The sequence below is a fragment of the Streptomyces griseomycini genome, from assembly GCF_014203535.1.
GTDB classification, from domain to species: Bacteria; Actinomycetota; Actinomycetes; order Streptomycetales; family Streptomycetaceae; genus Streptomyces; species Streptomyces griseomycini.
The window spans coordinates 82,843-103,608 of the sequence record NZ_JACHJI010000003.1; the positions used below are offsets into that span (position 1 = coordinate 82,843).

Here is a 20,766-nt window from a genome sequence, read left to right on the forward strand (position 1 = left end):
CCCCGCCGCGGGCCGGTCCCCATCCGACCGATCTGTAATCCTCTGCAGGGAGAAAACGGGATGCCACTGACCGCGAGGATCCGTACCCGGGACGGGTGGGCCGTGTCGCACGCGGTCGTCACGGTGACCGACGCGACCGGCACGCAGGTGCTGCGGGCCGGGACGGACACCGAGGGTGCCGTCCGGGACGCCACCGGGCTGGCGCCGGGGGCGTACACGGTCGTCGTCACCGCCGTCGGCTACGCGCCCGCCGCCGCCAGCGCGATCGTCACCGCGAGCGGGAAGGCCGAGATCGGGACGGTCACCCTGGCCCGGCAGGGCGGCACCGAACTGCCGCCGCCCGGGCCGTGGACCGTGGACCCCGCGCACTCGAGCGTGGCCGCCGTCGCCCGGCACCTGGGCATCTCCAGCGTGCGCGGCCGGTTCACCGACTTCTCCGCCGCGCTGGAGATCGCACCGGACGACGTCGCCGGGTCCCGGGTGGAGGCGGTGATCCGGGCGGCCTCCATCGACACCGGCAACGGCATGCGCGACGCCCACCTGCGGTCGGCGGACTTCCTGGACGTCGAGCGGTACCCCGAGATCACCTACCGGTCCACCGGCCTGACCGAGGCCGGCTCCGACCGCTGGACGGTCCGCGGCGAGCTGACGATGCGCGGTGTCGTCCGACCCGTCGACCTGGACCTGTCCTACCTCGGCACCGGACCCGACCCGTGGGGCGGCACGCGGGCCGCGTTCCGCGCCACGGCCGAACTGAGGCGCGAGGACTTCGCGATGAACTACAACCAGGTCCTCCAGGCGGGCATCGCGGCCATCGGCACGACGCTCAGGGTGGAGCTGGACGTCCAGGCGGTGCGGGGGGCGTCACTGCCGGCCGCGTGAGGGCCCGTTCGCGGTGCGCGCCACCACCTGGGCGCACAGATCCCGGAGTTTGACGTTCCGGTCCTGCGAGACGCGACGCAGCCGCTCCAGGGCCCGGCCCGCGTCGATCCGCTCGCGGGCCATGAGGATGCCGATCGCCTGGTCGATGACGCTGCGCGAGAGCAGGGCGGTGCGGACGTCGGCGGCGGACTGCCGGCGGCGCTCCATGTGCAGGGCGAGGGCGACGACGTCCGCCGCCCGGGCCGCGAAGGCGCGGGCCGCGTCCCGTCCGGCGGCGAGCGCACCGGGCCGCTCGCCGTAGAGGTTGAGCGCGGCGACCGGCTCGCCCGGCACGTCCAGCGGGACCGCCAGCACCGTGCGCACCCCGGTGGCCAGCGCGTACCGCGTGTACGCGGGCCAGCGGGTCTCGGCGGTCAGGTCGGGGGCGTACTGTTCGGTGCCGGTCTCGGCGGCCGCCACGCAGGGGCCCGAGCCGTTCTCGTACTGCCGCTGGTCGAGCCCGCTCGGCAGGCCCGCACTGCCCGCGAGGGTCAGCAGCCGGTCGGCGCGGCGCACCGTGACGCTGCACGCGGCGGCGCCGGGCACCTCCCGCACCGCACGGTCGGTCAGATCCCGCAGCAGCGTGTCGAGTCCCCTGCTGCGCACCATCGCCTGGTCGAGCGTGTCGGACGCCTCGGAAGTCATGCCCGTACGGATGTCCCGTCGGCGGCCGCCCACGCCCGCGGGCGGGTCACCGGGCGTCGGGGGGGCTGTGCGCGTCGACGATGCGGAGGGCGAGGTCGCGCAGCTTCACGTTCTCCCGCTGCGAGGCCTTCACCAGGCTGTCGAAGGCCCCGGCCGCGTCGATGTCCAGTCGCTCCATGAGGATGCCGGTGGCCTGGCCGATCAGGTCCCGGGTGCGCATGGCCTCGGTGAGCTGCTCGCGCACGGTGGCGGACTCCAGGGCTATGCCGACGTGCGCGGTGAACAGCCGGCCGATCCTGAGCGCGGTCTCGTCGAAGGCGCGCGGCTTGCGGGCGTAGGCGGTGAGCACGGTCAGCCGGCGGCGGTCGGCGCGCAGCCGCAGCGACAGCACGGACCGCAGGCCCAGCTCGGCCAGGGCCTCCTCGCCCTCGTCGCCCTCGCTGTCCGCGACCTCGGCCACCGGTGCGGTCCACAGACGCTGCCAGTACGGCCGGTGCTCCCCCGTGGGGTGGCCGTCCTCGGCGGCGCGCACGACCTCGTCGGTCCAGGCGAGCGTGCGGCGCCGGTCGTTCCGCTCGATGAGGGAGATGCCGGCGTGCTCGGCACCGGGCACGAGGTCCACCGCGAGGCGGACCGCGGTGTCCAGGGTGGAGTCCGGGGTGGGCGTCTCGTGGAGCCGCCGTGCCACGGCCGTCAGTGCTTCCGCCAGGTCGACACCGGCCGGAGAACCGGGCATATCAGGAAAATCAGACGCAGCCACCACGAACCTCTTCGGCGTGCACGGCCACACGGCCGTGCGCAGGAGAGCTCCGCAGCACATTCCTGACTGCGAGCACAGGACGTACAGAACTCTAACCGTTCGTTTGCCACGAGGTGACGCCCGGACCTGCGACGTGCGGTCTCGCGGTGGTCGTCCCCCGGGCCGCTCCCGCCGGGGACCGACGGGCGGGGACCGACGGGCGGGGGCGGCCCGGTTCCGCCCGGGTTCCGCCCCGATGTGCCTAGGCTGGCGTCATGGCACCGAACATCGCGACGAACACCCGTGTCTCCCTCGACGAGTTGCTGGACTTCGTGCGGCCCCGGCACCGCGCGATCCTGCTGACCCGGCGGGCCGACGGCGGTCCCCAGGGCTCGCCGCTGACCTGCGGGGTCGACGACTCGGGCCGGATCGTGGTGTCCACGTACCCGGAGCGCGCCAAGACCCGCAACGCGAAGAGGGACGCCCGGGTGAGCCTGATCGTCCTGAGCGACGAGTGGAACGGGCCCTGGGTGCAGGTCGACGGCACCGCCGAGGTCGTGGACGCGCCCGACTCGGTGGAACCCCTGGTGGAGTACTACCGGAACATCGCCGGGGAGCACCCCGACTGGGACGAGTACCGGGCCGCGATGGTCAGGCAGGGCAAGTCGATCATCCGGATCACCCCCGAGCGGTGGGGCCCGGTGGCGACCGGCGGGTTCCCGGCGCGGCTGGTGACCGGCTGACGCCTCATCCCCGCTCGACCATCGCCTCGATGCCCGCGACGAGCAGTTCCAGGGCGAAGTCGAAGTCCCGCTCCAGCATCTCCGACACGTTCTCCCCGCCCCGGGCCGCCATGATCCGCCGGGACTCGGCGAGGACCTCCGCGGCCTGCGGGTCCGGTGCCCGGGTCGCCTCCCGCATGGACTGCCGGAAGTACTCGTCCGCGCTCATCCCGGACGCGGCCACCCGGGCGAGGAAGTGGCCCTCGATCGTGCCGTAGCCGTAGACGAACTGGAAGACGGCGGCGATCGCGCTGGTCACCCGGTGCGCGGGCAGGTCCGACCTGCGGATGACGCGCTGGACGACCCGGGAGAACTCCAGCGCGTTGGGCCCGATGTTGAGGTAGGTGCCGGCCAGCGGCGACAGCCAGGCGTGCCGCACCAGCAGGGAGCGGTACTGCCGGGCCAGCGCCCCCAACTGGTCGCGCCAGTCCTCGTCGGCCTCCGGGTCGGGCAGCTCCAGCTCGCCGAAGGCCCGGTCCAGGGCGAGTTCGAGGAGGTCGTCCTTGGTGTCGACGTACCAGTAGACGGACATCGCCGTCACGTCGAGTTCGGCCGCGAGCCGCCGCATGGAGAACTTGGCCAGGCCCTCGGCGTCCAGCAGCCGGACGGTGACCTCGGTGATCCGCTCCCGGTCCAGTCCCGACGGCTGCCCGCCGCCGCGTCCGCCCCGGCGGGCCCTGTCCTCCAGCCAGACGCTGTGCCGCGCCGCCCCCTCGGACCGCTGGGCTGCCCTCACCATGGCGCACCTTCCTCGACTCGCCGACGCCGGTTCATGCTAGGCACTTCCGTCGGGGGCGCGCAGACGGCCCGCTTCCGTGCCCGGACGGTCCCGGCGTCAGGCCTTCCCCCCGGAGTCCGCCCGGTCCGCCCGGTGCAGCAACGCCGCCGCGATCAGCCCGCCGAGCAGCACGGCCGCCGACCCCACCAGCAGACTCGTCTCCAGCCCGGAGGAGAAGGCGTCGGTGATGCGCGTCCGCTCGCCCTCCGAGTCCGCCGCGGCCAGCGCCACCGGGAGCGAGGTCGCCGCCACCGGCACCAGCGCCGCGAACCGCGCGTTGAGCACCGCGCCCAGCACGGCGACCCCGAGCCCGTTGCCGAACTCGGCGAGGGTGCCGTTGATTCCGGCCCCGACGCCCGCCTTCTCGCGGGGGATGGAGCTCATGACCGCGTGCGCCATCACCGGGCTGCCGATCGCCGTGCCCGCCCCGATCAGGACCAGACCGAGCAGGGTGCCCGCGTAGCCGTGCTCGGTGAGGGTGGCGACCGACACCAGCCCGCCCGCCATCATCGCCATGCCGACGGCGATGGAGACCGGGGTGCCCATCCTCCGCGCCCACTTCGTGCCCACGCCCGTGAAGTTGAGGGCGACGACGGTCAGGGCCATCGGCGCGGTGCGCAGGCCCGCCTCCAGGGGGCCGTAGCCGAGGACGAACTGCAGGTACTGGGTGAGCAGGAAGAGCGCGCCGCCCATGCCGAAGGTGATCAGCACCAGGCCGCCGACCGCGCCCGTGAACCGGCGGTTGCGGAAGAACTGCAGGTCGAGCATCGGGTGGGGGACCCGGCTCTCCCAGTACGCGAAGGCACCGAGGACCGCCACGGCCGCGGCCGCCGTGGCCGGCACCCGGCCCGACGCCCAGCCGTGCTCGGGGCCCGAGATGATCGCGTAGACCAGTGCCGCCATGCCGATGGTGGAGAGCACGGCGCCGACCAGGTCGGGACGGTCGCCCCGCCGGTTCCCGGACTCGGGGACGCAGGCCACGACGGCGACCAGGGCGAGGGCCACGACCGGCAGGTTGATCAGGAAGATCGCGCCCCACCAGAAGTGGTTCAGCACGAAGCCGCCGACCAGCGGTCCGGCCGCGAAGCCGAGCGAGTTGACGGCGCTCCAGATGCCGATCGCCCTGGGCTGCTCCTCGGGCGTGAAGATCTGCATCACGACGGCGAGGGTCGTGGTCAGCAGCAGCGCGCCGCCGACGCCCATGCCGGCCCGCGCCGCGATCAGCTGACCGGACGACCCGGCCAGTCCGGCCACCAGCGACCCCGCGCCGAACAGGGCCAGGCCCACGATCAGCATCCTCTTGCGGCCGTAGCGGTCGGCGGCGTTGCCCGCGGTGAGCAGCAGACCCGACTGCACCAGGGAGTACGCGTTGATCATCCACTGGATGTCGGCGGTCGACGCGTCCATCTCCCGGGTGAGCGAGGGGATCGCCACGTTCAGGACGGTGTTGTCCAGCAGCACGGTGAGCTGGGCGAGGCAGATGACACCGAGGATCAGCCAGCGCCGGGCGTGGCCCGGGGGCTGCTGGGGCGACCGGGACCGCCGCTCGCGGTCCGGGGTCCGGTCGTGGGTGTGCTCCTGGGGGGACGTCGTCATGTTGTACACCGTAGAGCACTTCCTATACAGCGTACAACACAGTGGGGCCGGACACGGGTGAGGGCGGTGGCGCCGGATGCCACCGCCCTCGCCCGCCGTCGGCCTGCGGCCGTCAGCCGTCGTCCTTCTGCGTGAGGTCGTAGAAGGTGGCCGAACCGGTCGTCACCTCCTTGAAGTTCTCCTCCACCCAGGACGCGATCTGTGCGGGGGCGCCGGAGTCGCCGCCCCCGCCCATGCCGCCGCCGGCGACGAAGTAGTGGATCCTCCCCTCCTCCACGTACTCCTTGAACCGGGCGAGCGTCGGGGACGGGTCGGTGCCGTTGAAACCACCGATCGCCATCACGGGCTCGCCGGTCGCGAGCTGGTAGCTGGCGGCGTTCTGGGCGCCGACGGCCGCGGCGGCCCAGGTGTAGTCGTCGGCGTCGGCCTCCAGCAGTTCCCTCGCCTCGGAGTCGACGTCCGCGCCGCCGAGGAGACCGCCCGTGCCGCCGCCCCCACCGGGACCGCCGGGCATGCCGGCCTCGGCGTTGCCGCCGGAGGCGTTCCGCCGGTTCCCGTCCGGGGCCCGGCCGTCCTGGCCGTCCTGGCCGTCCTGGCCGTCCTGGCCGTCCTGTCCCATGGGTCCGCCGCCGGGGAGGCCACCGGTGCCGTCGCCGCCCGCGCCGGGCGGGGTCTGGCTCTGCCCGCCCTGCTGGCCCCGGCCCCCGCCGGGGAAGCCGCCGCCCCCACCGGGACCGCCGCCACCCGTGCCCGCCCCCGCCGGACCGGCGGTGACGATCGAACCGGTGTGCGCCTCCTGCACGGTGGTCAGGGTGTACGCCGTCGGACCGGCCAGCGCGGCCACCAGGCTCAGCCCCGCCGCCGCGAGGGCCGTCCGCCGCCCCACCCCGGCCACGAAGACCATCCCGAGGGCGCCGACCAGGCCGCCGGCCAGGACCGTCCACTTCAGCCACGGCAGGTAGTCGGGCGTGCGGTTCAGCAGCACGTAGCCCCAGGCCGCCGTCGCCGTGACGGCGGCGGCCAGGGTGAGCGCGGCCCCGGCCGCGTGCCGCCTCTCCCACAGGGCCGCCGCGCCCATGCCGACCACGGCCGCCAGGTAGGGAGCGAGGGCCACCGTGTAGTACTGGTGGAAGATGCCCGCCATGAAGCTGAAGACCACCATGGTCGTCAGCAGCGCGCCGCCCCACACCAGGAAGGAGGCGCGGGCGGGGTCGGTCCGCACGGCCCTGCGGGTGAGGACCAGGCCCGCGACGAGCAGGATCAGCGCGGCGGGCAGCAGCCAGGAGATCTGGCCGCCGATCTCGGAGCCGAACATCCGGTCCCAGCCGGTCTCGCCCCACCGCCCGCCGCCGCCCATGCCGCCACCGCCGCCGACGCTGCCGGTCTCCTCGCCGTTGAGCCGGCCGAGGCCGTTGTAGCCGAAGGTCAGCTCCAGGAAGCTGTTGTTCTGCGAACCGCCGACGTACGGGCGCGAGGACGCCGGCCACAGCTCGACGACCGCCACCCACCAGCCGCCGGAGACGACCAGCGCGACGGCCGCCAGCGCAAGCTGCGCCAGCCGCCTGCCCACCCTCACCGGGGCGCAGGCCCCGTAGGCGACCGCGAGGGCCGGGAGGACCAGGAAGGCCTGGAGCGTCTTGGCGAGGAAGGCGAAGCCGATCGCGACCCCGGCCCACACCAGCCACTTCGTCCGGCCGTCCTCCAGGGCCCGGACGACGAGGTGGCAGGCGAGGGACAGCAGCAGCGCCAGCATCGCGTCCGGGTTGTTGAACCGGAACATCAGCGCCGCGACCGGGGTGAGCGCGAGCACGCCCCCCGCGAGCAGGGCGGCGGCCGGGCCGGAACGGCGGCGCACCGCCGCGTGCACGACGGCGACCGTGCCGACGCCCATGAGCACCTCGGGCACGAGGATCGCCCAGGAGTTCAGGCCGAAGATCCTGACGGAGAGCCCCGTCGGCCACAGCGAGGCCGGGGGCTTGTCCACGGTGATGGCGTTCGCCGCGTCCAGCGAGCCGAAGAAGAACGCCTTCCAGGACTGGCTGCCCGCCTGGGCGGCCGCCGAGTAGAAGGAGTTGGCGTACCCGGAGGCGTTCAGGTCGTACAGGTAGAGCAGACCGGTCACCAGCAGCAGGCCGAGGAAGGACGGGCGCGCCCAGCGGGGGTCCTCGGGCCGGCCGCGCCACAGGGCGCGGACGGGGGACCGGCCGGGCCGGCCCGGCGCGGACGCGTCGGTGCGGTGGCGGGGTGCCGTCCGGGGCGGTCCCCAGGCGGCGGGATCCGCCGGGGAACTCGTCTGGTCGTGCTGCGCGGTCATCGGGGGTCCCCCGGATCGTTCGGATCGTTGTCGGAAGGGCGGAGCGGAGGGGCCGGACGGGTCGGGAGCGCCGGGCGGGCCGGCTCCGCGTCCGGCCGGAGGCGCGGGGTGGTGTCCCGCCAGGAGCTGCCGGGCGCGGGAGCGTGGAACGCCTCGGTCCCGTGGGGCCGGGCGTCCCGCGGCCGGTGCCACACCGTGGATGCCGTGGATGCCGTGGGAGCCGTGGGTGCGTACGCCTCGCCGGGTCCGCGCTCGGGGAACACCCACGCCCGGAAGAGCAGGAACCGCAGCACCGTCGCCGCGAGGTTGGCGGCGATCAGGACCGCCAGCTCGGTGGAGTGGGCGGGTTCGGCCGTCGCCGTGTTCAGCGCGGCGAGCGAGCCGCTGGTCAGGGCGAGGCCGATGCCGAGGACGACCAGCCCCTGCGCCTGGTGCCGCATCGCGCCGCCGCGCCCCCGCACCCGGAAGGTGAGCCGCCGGTTGGCGGCGGTGTTGGCGACCGCCGAGACCAGCAGGGCGAGCCCGTTGGCGGTCTGGGAGCCGGTGAAGGTCCTGAAGCCGCTGTAGAGCAGCAGGTAGAAGAGGGTGGACAGCGCCCCGACGACACAGAAGCCGGCCAACTGGCGGGCCAGTCCCTGCGGCACGTCCTCGATGTCCCGGTCGCGCGGGTCGTCGCCGAAGGGACGCGCGAGCCGGTCCAGCGGGAGCGAACCGGTGGCGAGGGCCCGGCCCACCCGCCACACGCCCTTGAGGTCGTCGGTCGCCGTCCGCACGATGTGCACGGTCGAGTCGGGGTCGTCGACCCAGTCGACCGGCACCTCGTGGATCCGCAGCCCGGCCCGCTCGGCGAGCACCAGCAGCTCGGTGTCGAAGAACCAGCCGCTGTCCTCCACCAGCGGCAGCAGCACCTGGGCGACGTCACGGCGGATCGCCTTGAACCCGCACTGCGCGTCGGAGAACCGCGCCTGGAGCGAACCGCGCAGGATCAGGTTGTAGGAACGGCTGATGAACTCCCGCTTGGCGCCGCGCACGACCCGGGAACTCCGGCTCAGCCGGGAGCCGATGGCGAGGTCCGAGTGGCCGGAGATCAGCGGGGCCACCAGGGGCAGCAGCGCGTTGAGGTCGGTGGACAGGTCCACGTCCATGTAGGCGAGGACGGGGGCGTCCGAGGCCGACCAGACGGTCCGCAGCGCCCGGCCGCGTCCCTTCTGCTCCAGCCGGACGGACCTGACCTCCGCCATCCCCTCCGCCAGCCGCCCGGCCACGTGCGGGGTGCCGTCCGTGGACGCGTTGTCGGCGACCGTGATGCGGAAGGCGTAGGGGAAGGTGCGGGTGAGGTGCTCGTGCAGCCGGCGGACGCACGGCCGGAGGTCCTTCTCCTCGTTGTGGACGGGGATCACTACGTCCAGGACCGGTGTGCCGGCTCCGGCGGCCGGGAGGTGCTCCCGTGCCGGCAGGGTGCCGGGAGAGGAATCGGTTCGCATGGAACCGACTCTCCTCAGGCGTCCTGTCGCGCCCGTGTGGTGAGGCTGTGCCGTGCCTGTGAGTGCGGCGGCGGGGGCGTCAGGAGCGCCGACGGGGGCTCCACGGCGGGCAGGTGGAGCGTGAACACGGTCCTGCCGGGCAGGCTGTCGACGGTCACGGCACCGCCGTGCGCGGTCGCCACGGCCTGCACGATGGCCAGGCCGAGACCGGTGGAGCCGGTGGCGCGGGTGCGCGCCGAGTCGCCGCGCGCGAACCGTTCGAAGACGTGCGGGAGCAGTTCGGGCGCGATGCCCGGCCCGTCGTCCGCCACGTCCACGCACAGCCAGGGACCGCTGCGGCGCACCCGGGCGGTGACGGTGGACCCCGGCGGGGTGTGGGTGCGGGCGTTGCCCAGCAGGTTGACCAGCACCTGCTGGAGCCGGGCGGCGTCCGCGCGCACCGGCGCGGGGTCGTCGGGCAGCTCCAGCCGCCAGACGTGGTCCTGACCGGCCGCGCGGGCGTCGCTGACGGTGTCCACGACGAGCGGCACGAGGTCCGTCTCCTCGAACCGCAGGGGCCGCCCGGCGTCCAGGCGGGCGAGCAGCAGCAGGTCCTCGACCAGCAGGGTCATCCGGCCCGCCTCGGACTCGATCCGCCGCAGCGCGTGCCGGGTGTCGGGGCCGACGTCCTCGCGTCCCCTGCGGGTGAGTTCGGCGTACCCCCGGATGGAGGCGAGCGGCGTGCGCAGCTCGTGGCTGGCGTCCGCGACGAACTGCCGCACCCGCGTCTCGCTCTCCTGGCGCGCGTGCAGCGCGCCGTGGACGTGGTCGAGCATCCGGTTCAGCGCGGCACCGACCCGGCCGACCTCGGTGTGCGGATCGCACTCGGACTCCGGGACCCGCTCCTCGAGGGTCACCTCGCCGCTGTGCAGGGGGATTTCGGAGACGCGGGCGGCGGTGGCGGCGACCTTGCGGAGGGGCCGGGTGGCGACGCCCACGATGACGGCCCCCGCCAGGGAGGCGGCGACGAGGCCGGCCGCGGTGACGCTGGCCTCCACGAGGACCAGGGTGCTGACGGTGCCGGTGACGTCGGAGGTCGGGACGGCGGCGTAGTAGCCGCCGGTGACGCCGGCGCGGTACTCCACGCGGTAGTCGCCCAGACCGGGCACCTCGACGGTGTGCGCCCGGCCGTCCCGGGGGGCGGAACCCAGCGCGGCCCGCTGCGTCGCGGTGAGGGGGACCGCCGTCATGCCGCTGATGTCGGTGCTCTCGTCGGACTCCTCGCCGATCCTGGCGTCGACGACGGCTCCGTCCCGCACCTCGGCGACGATCGTGCGGCGCGGTTGCGGTCCGTGGGTGACGAACTCGTCGAGGTCCGTCCGCCGGGGGCCCTCGCCCCCGCCGCCGGCCTCGGGGTCGCCCGGCGGCCCGAAGCCGGACACCCGGTCCGCGATCTCGTGCAGCTGCCCGTCCAGTTGCTCGTACAGGTGCGACCGCAGCGCCAGGGTCGTCACGGTGCCGATCACCGCGCACACCACGGCGATCAGCACCACGGACGTGACCACGAGCCGCGTCCGCAGGGTCTGCGGACGCCGCCTCCCCGTCCTCACGCCGCGGGCTTGATCATGTACCCGGCGCCGCGCCGGGTGTGGATCATCGGATCCCGTCCGGCGTCGATCTTCTTGCGCAGGTACGAGATGTACAGCTCGACGACGTTCGCCTGCCCGCCGAAGTCGTACGACCAGACCCGGTCGAGGATCTGCGCCTTGCTGAGCACGCGCCGCGGGTTGCGCATGAGGAAGCGCAGCAGCTCGAACTCGGTGGCGGTGAGGTGGATGTACTCCCCGGCCCGGGTGACCTCGTGGCTGTCCTCGTCGAGGGTGAGGTCGCCGACGACCAGCATCGACTCGGACCTCCGGTCGGCCGCCCCGGAGCGCCGGATCAGGCCGCGCAGCCGCGCGACGACCTCCTCCAGGCTGAACGGCTTGGTGACGTAGTCGTCCCCGCCGGCGGTCAGCCCCGCGATGCGGTCCTCGACGGCGTCCTTGGCGGTCAGGAACAGCACGGGCACGTCGGGCAGTTCGCGGCGCAGCCGCCCGAGGACGGACAGCCCGTCCATGTCCGGCAGCATCATGTCCAGGACGACGGCGTCGGGCCGGAACTCGCGCGCGGCCCGGAGGGCGTCCTGACCGTCCCCCGCGCTGCGGATCTGCCAGCCCTCGTACCGCAGGGCCATGGACAGCAGTTCGGTGATCGACTGCTCGTCGTCCACCACGAGCACCCGGACGGGGCTCCCGTCCGGCCTCAGCAGTTCGGTGCGCCCCCGGGGCGAGATCGTGGTCATACCGCACACGATGTCGGCGGCCTCTGAGAGCACTCTTTCGGCACTCTGTGTTTTTGCTGAGAAACGTGAGGGGCCTCAGTCGGGCAGGGCGAAGAGCCGGGCCGCGTTGTCGTGGCACACCGCCCTCAGCCACCCGTCCCCGAGCCCCAGCCGCTCCAGCGCGTGGAGCTGGTGGGCGTACGGGTACGGGATGTTGGGGAAGTCCGACCCGAGCAGCACCCGGTCGCCGAGGGCGGCCAGCCGGGGCAGGGCCCGCCGGGGGAACGGCATCATGCGCTCGCTGAAGTCGGTGAACGCCATCGTGGTGTCCAGCCGCACCTCCCCGTACCGCTCGGCGAGGTCCAGGAAGTCCTCGTACTCGGGCATCCCGAGATGCGCCACGATCAGCCGGAGCCGGGGGTGCCGGGCCAGCACCCGCGCGACCGGCCCGGGACCGGTGTGCTTGCCGGGCGCGGGCCCGGACCCGCAGTGGACCACCACCGGGACGCCCGCCTCGGCGAGCAGCCCCCAGGCCTCGTCCAGCGACGCGTCGGCCGGATCGTACGCCCCGACCTGCACATGCGCCTTGAACACCCGCGCCCCCGCCGCGACGGCGTCCCGGACGTAGTCCGCGACCCCCGGCTCGGGGAACAGCGTCGCGGTGTGCAGGCAGTCCGGCGTGCGGCGGGCGAAGTCGGCCGCCCAGCCGTTGAGCCACCGGGCCATGCCCGGCTTGTGCGGGTAGAGCATGGCGGTGAAGCCCCGCACCCCGAACTCCCGGAGCAGCGCGGCCCGCTCCCCCTCCTCCTTCCGGTACGTGATCGGCCACTCGACCCCGCCGGTCAGCGGTCCGAGCGCGTCGAAGTACGCCCACACCTTGCGCAGCACCCGCTCCGGCATGAAGTGCGTGTGCACGTCGACGAGCCCGGGCAGCCCGAGCCCTTCCCAGAAGCGCCGCACGTCGAGGGCTTCGGTCCGCGTGTCGGGGTGAGTGCTCATGCCGCCACGATCACCCCTGACCAAGCGCTCGGTCCAGCCCTTCGGAGGGGTGGTCCGGGGACCGGTCCGGTTCGTCCGGGAGCCGGGCCGGTTCAGAAGAGCCCGTCCTGCAGTCCCGCCCTCCCCCTGTACTCCTTGACCGGCACGTCGAGCTCCCGCCCCGGCCCTCCGGCCGGGACCAGCCCCCACCCGGCCAGCAACCGCGTGTCCAGCACCACCACTCCCCTCTCCGTCGCCAGGTGCAGGTCCGGCCCGGCGGCGGCCACCAGCTCCCCGCTCACCACGCCCCCCGCGACCAGCTCGCCCACCTCCCCCAGGGCGGCCGGCACCCCCGCCAGCCCGAACACCCCGACGTGGTCGACGGGCCGGAACGGCTCACGGCCGAGCGACTCCGGCCAGCCGCCCAGCGCCACCGCCCGCGCGTGCAGTCCGGCGATCTCCGCCGCCCGCTCCGCCCCTCCCGCCGGAAGCGCGGCCCGCACCGCCCGCTTGTCGGCGTAGGGGATCCGGTCGGGCACCCCGAGCGCGGCGCGCAGCAGCTCCTCGGTGCGCCGCGCCGCCATCAGCGGCCCGGTCCCCAGCCAGCTGAAGCAGACCGCCCCCTGCTCCAGCAGCCGCGCCGGGCCCCGCGCCACCGCGGTGATCCCCACCTTGGCCATCCCGGGCCCGAACCACGCCAGGTAGACGCGGTACGGCCGCGGATCGTCCGCGAGGGTGTCGGCGGCCACGGAGTGCGCCCGGTCCAGCCGCGCGCACTCCTCGCAGCGCGCCCCCGTGCTCCGCCCCGACACCACCGCCCCGAGCGGACACGGATGCCCCCGCGCCCCCACGCACGTCCGCACGCCCCCTTCCTCGACCCCGAAGGCCACCCGCTTCCCCCGGGTCAGCGCACTGCGCCGACCGCCGTCCCACGCCAGCACGGGACCGTCCGCGGACCACCGCAGCCCCGAGCACCTCCATGCCTGTGCCATCCCCGACGAGATTAGGGGCCCCCACTGACAGCGCGCGGGGCTCAGCGCACGGAGTCCCCGGCGCCCACGGGACCCATGTCCCCGGTGCCACCGGTACCGCTCCCGCCCGTCCTGCCCGCCGGGACGGACACGCGTCCCCGCTCCCGCCCCGCCGCGGCCGGACGCCGCCCCCGCCCCGCCAGCCGGCACCCCAGACACCCGGGATGCCCCTCACGGGCGCTCAGGTCCCGCACCCGCCAGTCCCACTGCTCCCTCGGCCGCGGCCCCGACGGCTTGCCCCACCCGGCCAGGTGCAGCGCCCAGGTGACGAGGAGGCCGACCACCGCGATCCCCAGCCCGCCGGCCAGCAGCGTCCGGGACACCGTGCACACCCCCAGCCCGAGAACGGCCGTGCCGACACTGGCGATTCCGACACCGGTCCATCCGGCGACCGTGTGCCCGTGGTCATATGGATGTGCGCTCACCTGTCTGCTCCTTCGCGCAGTCGGCAGGGCGTTACCTCTTACGAAGTAAGCAATTTACTAGAGAAACCTCTCACACGCTAAGGGAAATGGGGAACCCCGTCATGCGAGCCAAGCCGCGCCCGCCCGCCACCCAGGAGCGGGCGCTGTGGGCGATGGACCAGCTCATCGCGACCCACCTGGTGGGCCAGCACGAGATCGCCCAGCGGGTCGGCCTGAACGTCACCGACCTGACCTGCTTCGCCTTCGTCATCGAGGCCGGGGACGACCTGCTCACGGCCGGCGAGCTGGCGGAGCGCGTCCATGTCACGACCGGCGCGATGACCGGGATCCTCAACCGCCTGGAACGCGCGGGCTACATCGTCCGCCGCCCCGACCCGGCGGACCGCCGCCGCGTCCGCGTGGCCGCCCGGCCCGACGCCGTGGCCCGCATCCGCGAGATCTACGAGCCCTACTACGCCCGCCTCACCGCGCTCTTCGCCGACTACGCCCCCGAGGAGATCGCCGTCCTCCACGACTGGTTCCGGCGCGCGAGCGAGGTGGCGGCGGACTACCTGGAGGAGCGCTGCCGACCCGACTGACGCGGCGCGCGGAACCCGGCACCGAGATGCCGAAGGCCGTACGGGGTGCCAGCCTGGGGAGAGAAGTCGCACCGCTCGGGGACGGGTGAAAGGGCGAGCACATGGCCAGCAGCAATGTCACCGGTACGCGCCGCCACCGGGCCGGGTGGGAGGCGGAGAGCCCCTGGGCCACGAGCTGGACCGCCGCCGCGGCCGCCCTGATGACCTTCGGCGGCATCATGGCGATCTTCCAGGGCATCGCCGCCATCGCCCAGGACGACGTCTTCGTCGCCACTCCCGACTACACGTACCAGTTCAACCTGACCGGCTGGGGCTGGCTGCACCTGATCCTCGGCGCCCTGGTGACGGCGGCCGGCATCGCCCTGTTCCGGGGAGCCGCCTGGGCACGGGCGGTGGGAATCACGCTGGCCGGGCTGAGCATGATCGCCAACTTCGTGTGGCTGCCCTACTACCCGGTGTGGTCGACCGTCCTCATCGTCATCGACGGCTTCATCATCTGGGCCCTGTGCGCACCGCGCCGCGGGTCCTCCGCCACTTAGGGCCGCCGCTCACCGGCCCCGGCCGCCCCTCCCCCGGCCGGCACATGGCAGGCGACCGCGCGGCGCCCTCCTCGGCGTGGAGCGCCGCATGGCCCTGGCTCGCCCAGTTCGGCGGCGTGACGGCCATGGTCACCGCCTACTTCCTGCTGCCCCTGGACCGCCTCGGCCCCCGCCGCCCGGTCCTGAGCTGGGTCCTCCTCGGCCTCGCCCTCGCGCTGATCGCCCTCCTGCTGCTGAGGCAGGTCGTCCACGTCCTGCTCGACCGCCCGGACGTCCGCCCGGGACTGGTCGTCCCCCTGCTGATGTGCCTGTCCGTCCTGGTCTTCGCGACCGCCTACCAGGCCCTGGCCCAGCGCCCCGGCGAACTCGACGGCCTCACCACCCGCCTGGACGCCCTCTACTTCACGATGGTCACCCTCGCCACCATCGGCTACGGCGACATCACCCCCCACGGCCAGGCGGCCCGCCTGGTCACCGTCCTCCAGATCCTCTACACCTTCGTCTTCCTCACGGCGGCGGCCACCGCCCTGACCAACCACCTGCGCAACGCCCTGCGCCGCCGCGAGAGCGCCCGCCGGCACGACGCCCCCTGACCCCGTCCGCCCCGGTGAGGACGGAACGGCTCGTGCTCCGCGGGTCCGACCCGACGGAGACGATCGGCACGGTCCCGCCCGACCGGCGCGACGCAGGCGTCCGGAGCCGTCCGGGTCGCGCCCGTCCCGGTGCCGGGGAGGCCGGGCCCGGTCGCGTGTTCCTGCCGGACGCGTGCGGTCCCCGGTCACGCCGCCCGCCGAGCCGGGTAACGCCTCAGGACGTCGAGCCCGTCGGGCACGAACGTCCACCGCCGGAGCGCCTCCCGCAACCCGGCCTCGGTGACCCAGCCGTGCCAAGCGATCTCCGACGGGTCGGGGGCGACCGCTTCCCCGACCACGGCCTCGTGCACGCCGAGCCAGTACGGACCGATCTCCCCCCGGCACAGGAACTTGAAGACGAACCGCACCGGCGCCCGGACGCCCAGTTCCTCGGTCAGCTCGCGGGCCGCCGCCTCCTCGTACGTCTCGCCGACCTCCGCCGCCCCGCCGATCAGCCAGTTGTACCGCCCCGGAAACCGGGACACGTGCTCCGCCCTCCGATGCACCAGGACGCGGCCCTCCGGATCACGGCAGACGGTCGTCGAGACACGGTGCAGCCAGCCGTTCTCGATCGCTTCCCCCCTGTCCACCACGCCGAGCACCCGGTCCCGCTCGTCCACCCGCTCCACGAGTTCACCCATGCCGCCCACGATCACAGAGGGGGCCCGCTGCCGGTACCCCTGGAGGCGGTCACCGTCGGACACCGCCGTCGGCACAAAGACCGGAGGCCCCGTGGATCACTCCACGGGGCCTCCGGCTCACTGTGCACTCGGCAGGATTCGAACCTGCAACCTTCTGATCCGTAGTCAGATGCTCTATCCGTTAAGCTACGAGTGCTTGTTTCTTCAGTTTTCTCGCCGCTCCCGGCCCTTTCGGCCCGCTCGCGGCGACAGGAAGAACATTACATGACTGCCGCCGCCATGTGAAATCCGTTTGCCGCACCCCTTGTGACCTGCGAAAACACAAACAGAGCCCTCGATGTGAGCGGAAACCACGAAGCCCCGGTCGGGTGGACCGGGGCTTCGTGATCGGAGCGGAGGCGGAGGGATTTGAACCCTCGATGGGCTTTAAGGCCCAAACCGCATTAGCAGTGCGGCGCCATAGACCGGACTAGGCGACGCCTCCTCGCACGACCCTCCCGCGCGAGCGCGGGCGGAACAGTGCGTGCCGATGATGACACAGCCACGCGGGCCGTCACCAATCGACCCCCACGGTACTAGGCCGGGAGCCCGCAGGGCAAAGCCCTTCCGACCGGCAGGTCGCCGTGGCGCAACGTCCCGCGCCCTCGCGCGTTGGTCAGGTCATGCTCCAGGTCAACCTTCCGGACGTCCACGGACCCGCTTCCCGCTCCGCCGCCCGCCCCGCGCCGCGGCGGATCCTCACCGGCGCCGCCCTCTCCGTCGCCACCCTCGCCTCGCTGACCGCGGCGCCCCCGGCGTCGTACGCCCAGGAGCCGGCGCCGGCCGGCGACCACCTCACCGTCACCGTGCGTGACGCGGGCGGCGGGGCGGACGGGACGTACGAGCTGCGCTGCCGGCCCAGCGGCGGCAGCCACCCCGACCCCGCCGGGGCCTGTGCCGCCGTCGACCGGAGCACGCGGTGGGGGGAGGACGCCTTCGCCCCGGTGCCGCGGGACGCCGTCTGCACCCTGCAGTACGGCGGGCCGGCCACCGCCCGCGTCACCGGCACCTGGGCCGGGCGCCCCGTCGACGCGACGTTCGACCGCGGGGACGGGTGCGGGATCGCCCGCTGGGACCGGCTCGTCCCGCTGCTTCCCGAGGTGCGTTCCGCGGGGCGCCCGTGAGCGGGACGGGTCGTGCGCCGGGGCGCGCCCCGGCGGGGCGGGGCGCGGGGGACGTAAAGGTCCTGCGGAGGTTCGGGCGGCGTCGGCGCAGGCCGTCGCGCGTTTCGGGCGATCCGGACGTCACACCGCCGTCACTTCCTCGTGCGACCTCCGTCCCATCCGGCGTCGCGAGCGCAACCCCAGCCCTTAGACTCCCTCGCGTGACACGTTGCGGGCGGATTGGCAAGATGGCCCGAGCGGTCGGCACGTCGCGGTAACAGGGAGGAAGCGTCTCGTGAGCAGCAGGCCATCCCGAGGCGCTGCTCGCCTCGCAGCCATACTGGACGCGCTTCCCGACGCCCTGGTGCTGGTCAACGCCAACGGGACCGTCGTCAACGCGAACGCCATCGCCCTGGAGGCCTTCGAGACCCCGGGCACGGCTCTGGTGGGGCGGGGGCTGCTGGATCTGCTGCCGCAGTTCGACTCCAAGCTCATCCCGGGGTCCATGCGGCGGCCCGACCACATCGACCCCCGGGCGCGGACCAAGCCGACGCGGATGATCGCCCGGCGGACCGACGGGACCGAGTTCCCGGTCGAGGTCACCAGTGCGAATCTGGAGACCGGCCAGCAGGCCTACGACACCTACGGCTACACCGGCGACGAGCTGCTGATGCTCGTCGTCCGCGACCTCTCCGGCACCGTCGACACCGAGGCGGAGCTGGCGCGCTCGCAGCGGCAGACCGAGATGATCCTGCGGGCCGCGGCCGAGGGCGTCGTGGGGACCGACACCGACGGCCGGATCGTCCTCGTGAACCCGGCCGCCGCCCAGATACTGGGCTACCGGGCCGGCGAGCTCGGCGGGCGCGAGCTGCACACGCTCGTCCTGCACTCGCGCGCCGACGGCTCCCCCTTCCCCTACGACGAGTCCCCGCTCGCCGACACCCTGCGCTCCGGGCGCAAGCACCGGGTGCGCGGGCAGGTGCTGTACGCCAAGAGCGGCGACAAGATCCCGGTCGACCTGACGACCTCGCCGGTGCGCGACGGCGACCAGCTCGTCGGCGCCGTCATGACCTTCACCGACCGGCGCCCCTACGACGCGCTCGTCAAGGAGAAGGAGGCCGCCGAGCGGCAGCACGCCGAGGAGCTGGAGCGCCTCGCCGAGGAGCACGGCTCGGAGCTCACCGCCCTGCGCCAGAGCCACGTCACCGAGGTGGAGGAGCTGCGCGAGCAGCACGCGGAGGAGCTCGCCGCGCACGAGGAGCGGTACGCCGCCCTCGGTGAGCGCGAGAAGGACCGCTACGAGGCCCTCGCCGCCCGGCACGACCAGCTGCTCACCCTGCTCGGGCAGTCCCTGCGCGGACCACTGGAGGAACTGCGCCGCGAGCTGGCCGCGCTGGCCGCGGACGACGCCGGGCAGCTGTGGCCCGAGGCCAACCAGGTGCTCCACCACCTGTCGGCCGGCTACTCCCGCATCACCACCCTCATCGACAACGTCCTCGGCTACCAGCGCCTCGACACCGGGACCGAGGGCATCGCCCGGACGAAGGTGATGCTCGACGCCGTCGTCGCCGCCGGCGTGGACGGGGCGGTGGAGCTCATCGGTCCCGGGCGGGTGCAGTTCGCCGTGCACGCGCCGCCCATCGAGGCCGAGGTCGACTCCCGGCTGCTCGCGACCGCCCTCGCGCACCTCGTCGCGGACGTCGCGGGCGTCGACGCGACCGGCAACACCCCCGTCTCGGCGGGCGGTTACCTGGACAACACCGTCGTGGTCGCGGCGGCGCAGCGCGGCGAGGTCGTCCGCATCGAGGTGCGCGGCCCGTACGGCGGCGGCGACCCGGTGCACGAGCCGATCGTGCGCGGGATCGTCCGGGCGCACGGCGGCGTGCTGCAGACGCACGAGGTGCCGGGGATGAGCGGCAGCGCGTTCGTCCTGGAGGTGCCGATCGGCGGCGGGGCGGGAGCCGTCCCGGCCGCCGCGGTGCCCGTCGCACCGGTGGACGGGGAGACCGCTCCGGCCGGTGACGCCGCGCTGCCCTCCGGCGGCGGACGGCGACGGGCACGGCGTTCCTCCGTGGACGCCTTCCTGGAGAGCGAGGTGCCGGGCGCGCACGACGCCTCCGGGGCGGAGGGCGCGGCGCCCACCGGACGGCGCAGGCGCCGGGCGGCGGCCGCCGCCGACGAGTCCGCGCCGGCACAGCTTCCGGCCCCGGCGTCCGGCGAGGGCGCGGTGGTGTCCGGCGGCACCGGGCGGCGGCGTGGGCGGCCGGCCGAGGACGCGACGACCGCCGCCGCTGGTGCGGTCGAGGTCGCCGGTGCGGGTGCCGGTGGTGCCGGGGTCTCCGAGGGGGCCGTCGTCACCGCCGCCGAGCATGCGGCGGGGACCGCAGCGTCGAACACGGGGCTGGGCGGGACCGTACCGCCGCAGGGGGTGCCCGCGCCCTCCGGCCGACGTGCCCGGCGCGCGTCCGGCGAGCAGCACGCCCTGCCGCCGGCGCTGCCCGCGTCGTCCGACGCGTCCCGGGCCGCCCAGGTCCAGGAACAGTCGCAGCCGACGGGGCGGCGTCGGCGCGCGCTGGCCGCCGCCACCGAGCGCGCGGCGGCGCAGGAGGCCGCGCCCCGCACGGTGTTCGCGCTGCCGCCCGCCGAGGCGGACCAGGGGGAGCAGACCGGGCAGGCCGAGGTGCTCGACCGGGCCGCGGGCCCGCAGGAGGGCCGGGCGCCCCACGGGAACGGGACCGGGCTCGCCGCTCCCGGTGACGCCCGGGCCGACGACGGTCGCCACGACGCCGTTCCGCACGACCAGGCCGGCGACGACCACACCCCGCCGCAGCCGCATCCCACCAGTGCGCCGACGGGGCGCCGCCGACGGGCCGCCGCCCGGCCGGCGGAGGACGGCGGGGCGACCCCGCCCGCACCCTCGCCCGTGCAGCCCCCGGCCCAGGCGGGTGCGGTGCAGGGCGTTCCCGGGGAGGGTGTTCCGGCTCAGTGGGGGCCCGTGCCCCAGCAGACGGTGACAGCGGCTCCGCAGGGCGCACCGGTACCTCCGCAGGGCGTACCGGTTGCCCCGCAGGGCGCTCAGCTTCCCCCGCAGGGCGCACCGGTGCCTCCGCAAGACGTCGCCGCTCCCCCGAACGGGACGACCGTCCCCCCGCAGGGCACTCCCGTTCCGGCACCGGGCGCACCGGTGCCTCCGCAGAACCTCGCCGCTCCCCCGAACGGGACGACCGTCCCCCCGCAGG

At 74.4% G+C, this 20,766-nt stretch carries 19 protein-coding genes and 2 tRNA genes; 7 read left to right on the top strand and 14 right to left on the bottom strand.

Annotated elements, in window-relative coordinates:
• The first annotated feature begins 60 nt into the window (after nucleotides 1-60).
• A complete protein-coding gene (locus FHS37_RS09270) occupies nucleotides 61-882 on the top strand; it encodes a YceI family protein (protein WP_184818984.1) in 822 nt (273 codons plus the stop codon).
• Here FHS37_RS09270 and FHS37_RS09275 read toward each other — a convergent pair.
• Nucleotides 865-1,566 carry a GAF and ANTAR domain-containing protein gene (locus tag FHS37_RS09275; RefSeq protein ID WP_184818986.1) on the bottom strand — a complete coding sequence of 234 codons (702 nt, stop codon included), beginning with the start codon at nucleotides 1,564-1,566 and terminating at the stop codon, nucleotides 865-867. The two genes, FHS37_RS09270 and FHS37_RS09275, sit on opposite strands and share 18 nt — an antisense overlap.
• A gap of 46 nt (nucleotides 1,567-1,612) precedes the next feature.
• Nucleotides 1,613-2,302, bottom strand: coding sequence for an ANTAR domain-containing protein (locus FHS37_RS09280; protein WP_184818988.1), 690 nt, complete (start codon nucleotides 2,300-2,302; stop codon nucleotides 1,613-1,615).
• 278 nt (nucleotides 2,303-2,580) lie between these two features.
• Between FHS37_RS09280 and FHS37_RS09285 the strand changes: the two genes are divergently transcribed.
• Complete coding sequence (locus FHS37_RS09285; protein WP_184818990.1) at nucleotides 2,581-3,048, top strand: PPOX class F420-dependent oxidoreductase; 468 nt, start codon at nucleotides 2,581-2,583, stop codon at nucleotides 3,046-3,048.
• A gap of 4 nt (nucleotides 3,049-3,052) precedes the next feature.
• Here FHS37_RS09285 and FHS37_RS09290 read toward each other — a convergent pair whose 3' ends face one another.
• The 9 genes from FHS37_RS09290 to FHS37_RS09330 form a co-directional block, all read right to left on the bottom strand.
• Nucleotides 3,053-3,826: a TetR/AcrR family transcriptional regulator gene (locus FHS37_RS09290; RefSeq protein WP_184818992.1), complete on the bottom strand. Its 774-nt coding sequence runs from the start codon at nucleotides 3,824-3,826 to the stop codon at nucleotides 3,053-3,055.
• Nucleotides 3,827-3,922: 96 nt separating this feature from the next.
• A complete protein-coding gene (locus FHS37_RS09295; protein WP_184818994.1) occupies nucleotides 3,923-5,461 on the bottom strand; it encodes an MFS transporter in 1,539 nt (512 codons plus the stop codon).
• Between the two features lie 112 nt (nucleotides 5,462-5,573).
• A complete protein-coding gene (locus FHS37_RS09300; RefSeq protein ID WP_184818996.1) occupies nucleotides 5,574-7,775 on the bottom strand; it encodes an ArnT family glycosyltransferase in 2,202 nt (733 codons plus the stop codon).
• Nucleotides 7,772-9,259 carry a bifunctional glycosyltransferase family 2/GtrA family protein gene (locus FHS37_RS09305; protein ID WP_184818998.1) on the bottom strand — a complete coding sequence of 496 codons (1,488 nt, stop codon included), beginning with the start codon at nucleotides 9,257-9,259 and terminating at the stop codon, nucleotides 7,772-7,774. Before FHS37_RS09305 ends, FHS37_RS09300 begins: the two co-directional genes overlap by 4 nt.
• Before the next feature lie 14 nt (nucleotides 9,260-9,273).
• The gene (locus tag FHS37_RS09310; protein WP_184819000.1) at nucleotides 9,274-10,848 is read right to left on the bottom strand and encodes a sensor histidine kinase; all 1,575 of its coding nucleotides are present in this window, start codon (nucleotides 10,846-10,848) and stop codon (nucleotides 9,274-9,276) included.
• Complete coding sequence (locus FHS37_RS09315) at nucleotides 10,845-11,582, bottom strand: response regulator transcription factor (RefSeq protein WP_184819002.1); 738 nt, start codon at nucleotides 11,580-11,582, stop codon at nucleotides 10,845-10,847. Before FHS37_RS09315 ends, FHS37_RS09310 begins: the two co-directional genes overlap by 4 nt.
• Nucleotides 11,583-11,657: 75 nt before the next feature.
• Nucleotides 11,658-12,560 (bottom strand): amidohydrolase family protein, encoded by a 903-nt coding sequence (locus FHS37_RS09320; RefSeq protein ID WP_184819004.1) that lies wholly within the window; start codon nucleotides 12,558-12,560, stop codon nucleotides 11,658-11,660.
• 92 nt (nucleotides 12,561-12,652) lie between these two features.
• On the bottom strand, nucleotides 12,653-13,531 hold the full coding sequence (locus FHS37_RS09325) for a DUF2797 domain-containing protein (RefSeq protein WP_184819006.1): 879 nt from the start codon (nucleotides 13,529-13,531) through the stop codon (nucleotides 12,653-12,655).
• A 41-nt stretch (nucleotides 13,532-13,572) separates the two neighbouring features.
• Nucleotides 13,573-13,995: an HGxxPAAW family protein gene (locus FHS37_RS09330; protein ID WP_184819008.1), complete on the bottom strand. Its 423-nt coding sequence runs from the start codon at nucleotides 13,993-13,995 to the stop codon at nucleotides 13,573-13,575.
• A 101-nt stretch (nucleotides 13,996-14,096) separates the two neighbouring features.
• On the opposite strand from FHS37_RS09330, the gene FHS37_RS09335 reads away from it, so the two are divergent.
• From FHS37_RS09335 to FHS37_RS09345, 3 genes are all read left to right on the top strand, one after another.
• Nucleotides 14,097-14,573 carry a MarR family winged helix-turn-helix transcriptional regulator gene (locus FHS37_RS09335; protein ID WP_184819010.1) on the top strand — a complete coding sequence of 159 codons (477 nt, stop codon included), beginning with the start codon at nucleotides 14,097-14,099 and terminating at the stop codon, nucleotides 14,571-14,573.
• A gap of 101 nt (nucleotides 14,574-14,674) precedes the next feature.
• Nucleotides 14,675-15,112: a DUF7144 family membrane protein gene (locus tag FHS37_RS09340; RefSeq protein ID WP_184819012.1), complete on the top strand. Its 438-nt coding sequence runs from the start codon at nucleotides 14,675-14,677 to the stop codon at nucleotides 15,110-15,112.
• A 44-nt stretch (nucleotides 15,113-15,156) separates the two neighbouring features.
• Nucleotides 15,157-15,705 (top strand): potassium channel family protein, encoded by a 549-nt coding sequence (locus tag FHS37_RS09345; protein ID WP_184819013.1) that lies wholly within the window; start codon nucleotides 15,157-15,159, stop codon nucleotides 15,703-15,705.
• A gap of 185 nt (nucleotides 15,706-15,890) precedes the next feature.
• Here FHS37_RS09345 and FHS37_RS09350 read toward each other — a convergent pair whose 3' ends face one another.
• From FHS37_RS09350 to FHS37_RS09360, 3 genes are all read right to left on the bottom strand, one after another.
• Nucleotides 15,891-16,385 carry an NUDIX hydrolase gene (locus tag FHS37_RS09350; protein ID WP_184819015.1) on the bottom strand — a complete coding sequence of 165 codons (495 nt, stop codon included), beginning with the start codon at nucleotides 16,383-16,385 and terminating at the stop codon, nucleotides 15,891-15,893.
• Nucleotides 16,386-16,508: 123 nt separating this feature from the next.
• Nucleotides 16,509-16,581 (bottom strand) — tRNA-Arg (locus tag FHS37_RS09355).
• Between the two features lie 197 nt (nucleotides 16,582-16,778).
• A tRNA-Ser gene (locus tag FHS37_RS09360) sits at nucleotides 16,779-16,869 on the bottom strand.
• A gap of 178 nt (nucleotides 16,870-17,047) precedes the next feature.
• Between FHS37_RS09360 and FHS37_RS09365 the strand changes: the two genes are divergently transcribed.
• Both FHS37_RS09365 and FHS37_RS09370 read left to right on the top strand, forming a co-directional pair.
• Complete coding sequence (locus tag FHS37_RS09365) at nucleotides 17,048-17,548, top strand: SSI family serine proteinase inhibitor (RefSeq protein ID WP_184819017.1); 501 nt, start codon at nucleotides 17,048-17,050, stop codon at nucleotides 17,546-17,548.
• Between the two features lie 274 nt (nucleotides 17,549-17,822).
• The coding region (locus FHS37_RS09370) for a PAS domain-containing protein (protein ID WP_184819019.1) at nucleotides 17,823-20,766 on the top strand (2,944 nt) is incomplete at its 3' end.

Coding starts and splice junctions, on each gene's coding strand:
- FHS37_RS09270 (WP_184818984.1), top strand. CDS start 61: ATGCCACTGACCGCGAGGATCCGTACCCGGGACGGGTGGGCCGTGTCG.
- FHS37_RS09275 (WP_184818986.1), bottom strand. CDS start 1,566: ATGACTTCCGAGGCGTCCGACACGCTCGACCAGGCGATGGTGCGCAGC.
- FHS37_RS09280 (WP_184818988.1), bottom strand. CDS start 2,302: ATGCCCGGTTCTCCGGCCGGTGTCGACCTGGCGGAAGCACTGACGGCC.
- FHS37_RS09285 (WP_184818990.1), top strand. CDS start 2,581: ATGGCACCGAACATCGCGACGAACACCCGTGTCTCCCTCGACGAGTTG.
- FHS37_RS09290 (WP_184818992.1), bottom strand. CDS start 3,826: ATGGTGAGGGCAGCCCAGCGGTCCGAGGGGGCGGCGCGGCACAGCGTC.
- FHS37_RS09295 (WP_184818994.1), bottom strand. CDS start 5,461: ATGACGACGTCCCCCCAGGAGCACACCCACGACCGGACCCCGGACCGC.
- FHS37_RS09300 (WP_184818996.1), bottom strand. CDS start 7,775: ATGACCGCGCAGCACGACCAGACGAGTTCCCCGGCGGATCCCGCCGCC.
- FHS37_RS09305 (WP_184818998.1), bottom strand. CDS start 9,259: ATGCGAACCGATTCCTCTCCCGGCACCCTGCCGGCACGGGAGCACCTC.
- FHS37_RS09315 (WP_184819002.1), bottom strand. CDS start 11,582: ATGACCACGATCTCGCCCCGGGGGCGCACCGAACTGCTGAGGCCGGAC.
- FHS37_RS09320 (WP_184819004.1), bottom strand. CDS start 12,560: ATGAGCACTCACCCCGACACGCGGACCGAAGCCCTCGACGTGCGGCGC.
- FHS37_RS09325 (WP_184819006.1), bottom strand. CDS start 13,531: ATGGCACAGGCATGGAGGTGCTCGGGGCTGCGGTGGTCCGCGGACGGT.
- FHS37_RS09335 (WP_184819010.1), top strand. CDS start 14,097: ATGCGAGCCAAGCCGCGCCCGCCCGCCACCCAGGAGCGGGCGCTGTGG.
- FHS37_RS09340 (WP_184819012.1), top strand. CDS start 14,675: ATGGCCAGCAGCAATGTCACCGGTACGCGCCGCCACCGGGCCGGGTGG.
- FHS37_RS09345 (WP_184819013.1), top strand. CDS start 15,157: ATGGCAGGCGACCGCGCGGCGCCCTCCTCGGCGTGGAGCGCCGCATGG.
- FHS37_RS09350 (WP_184819015.1), bottom strand. CDS start 16,385: ATGGGTGAACTCGTGGAGCGGGTGGACGAGCGGGACCGGGTGCTCGGC.
- FHS37_RS09365 (WP_184819017.1), top strand. CDS start 17,048: ATGCTCCAGGTCAACCTTCCGGACGTCCACGGACCCGCTTCCCGCTCC.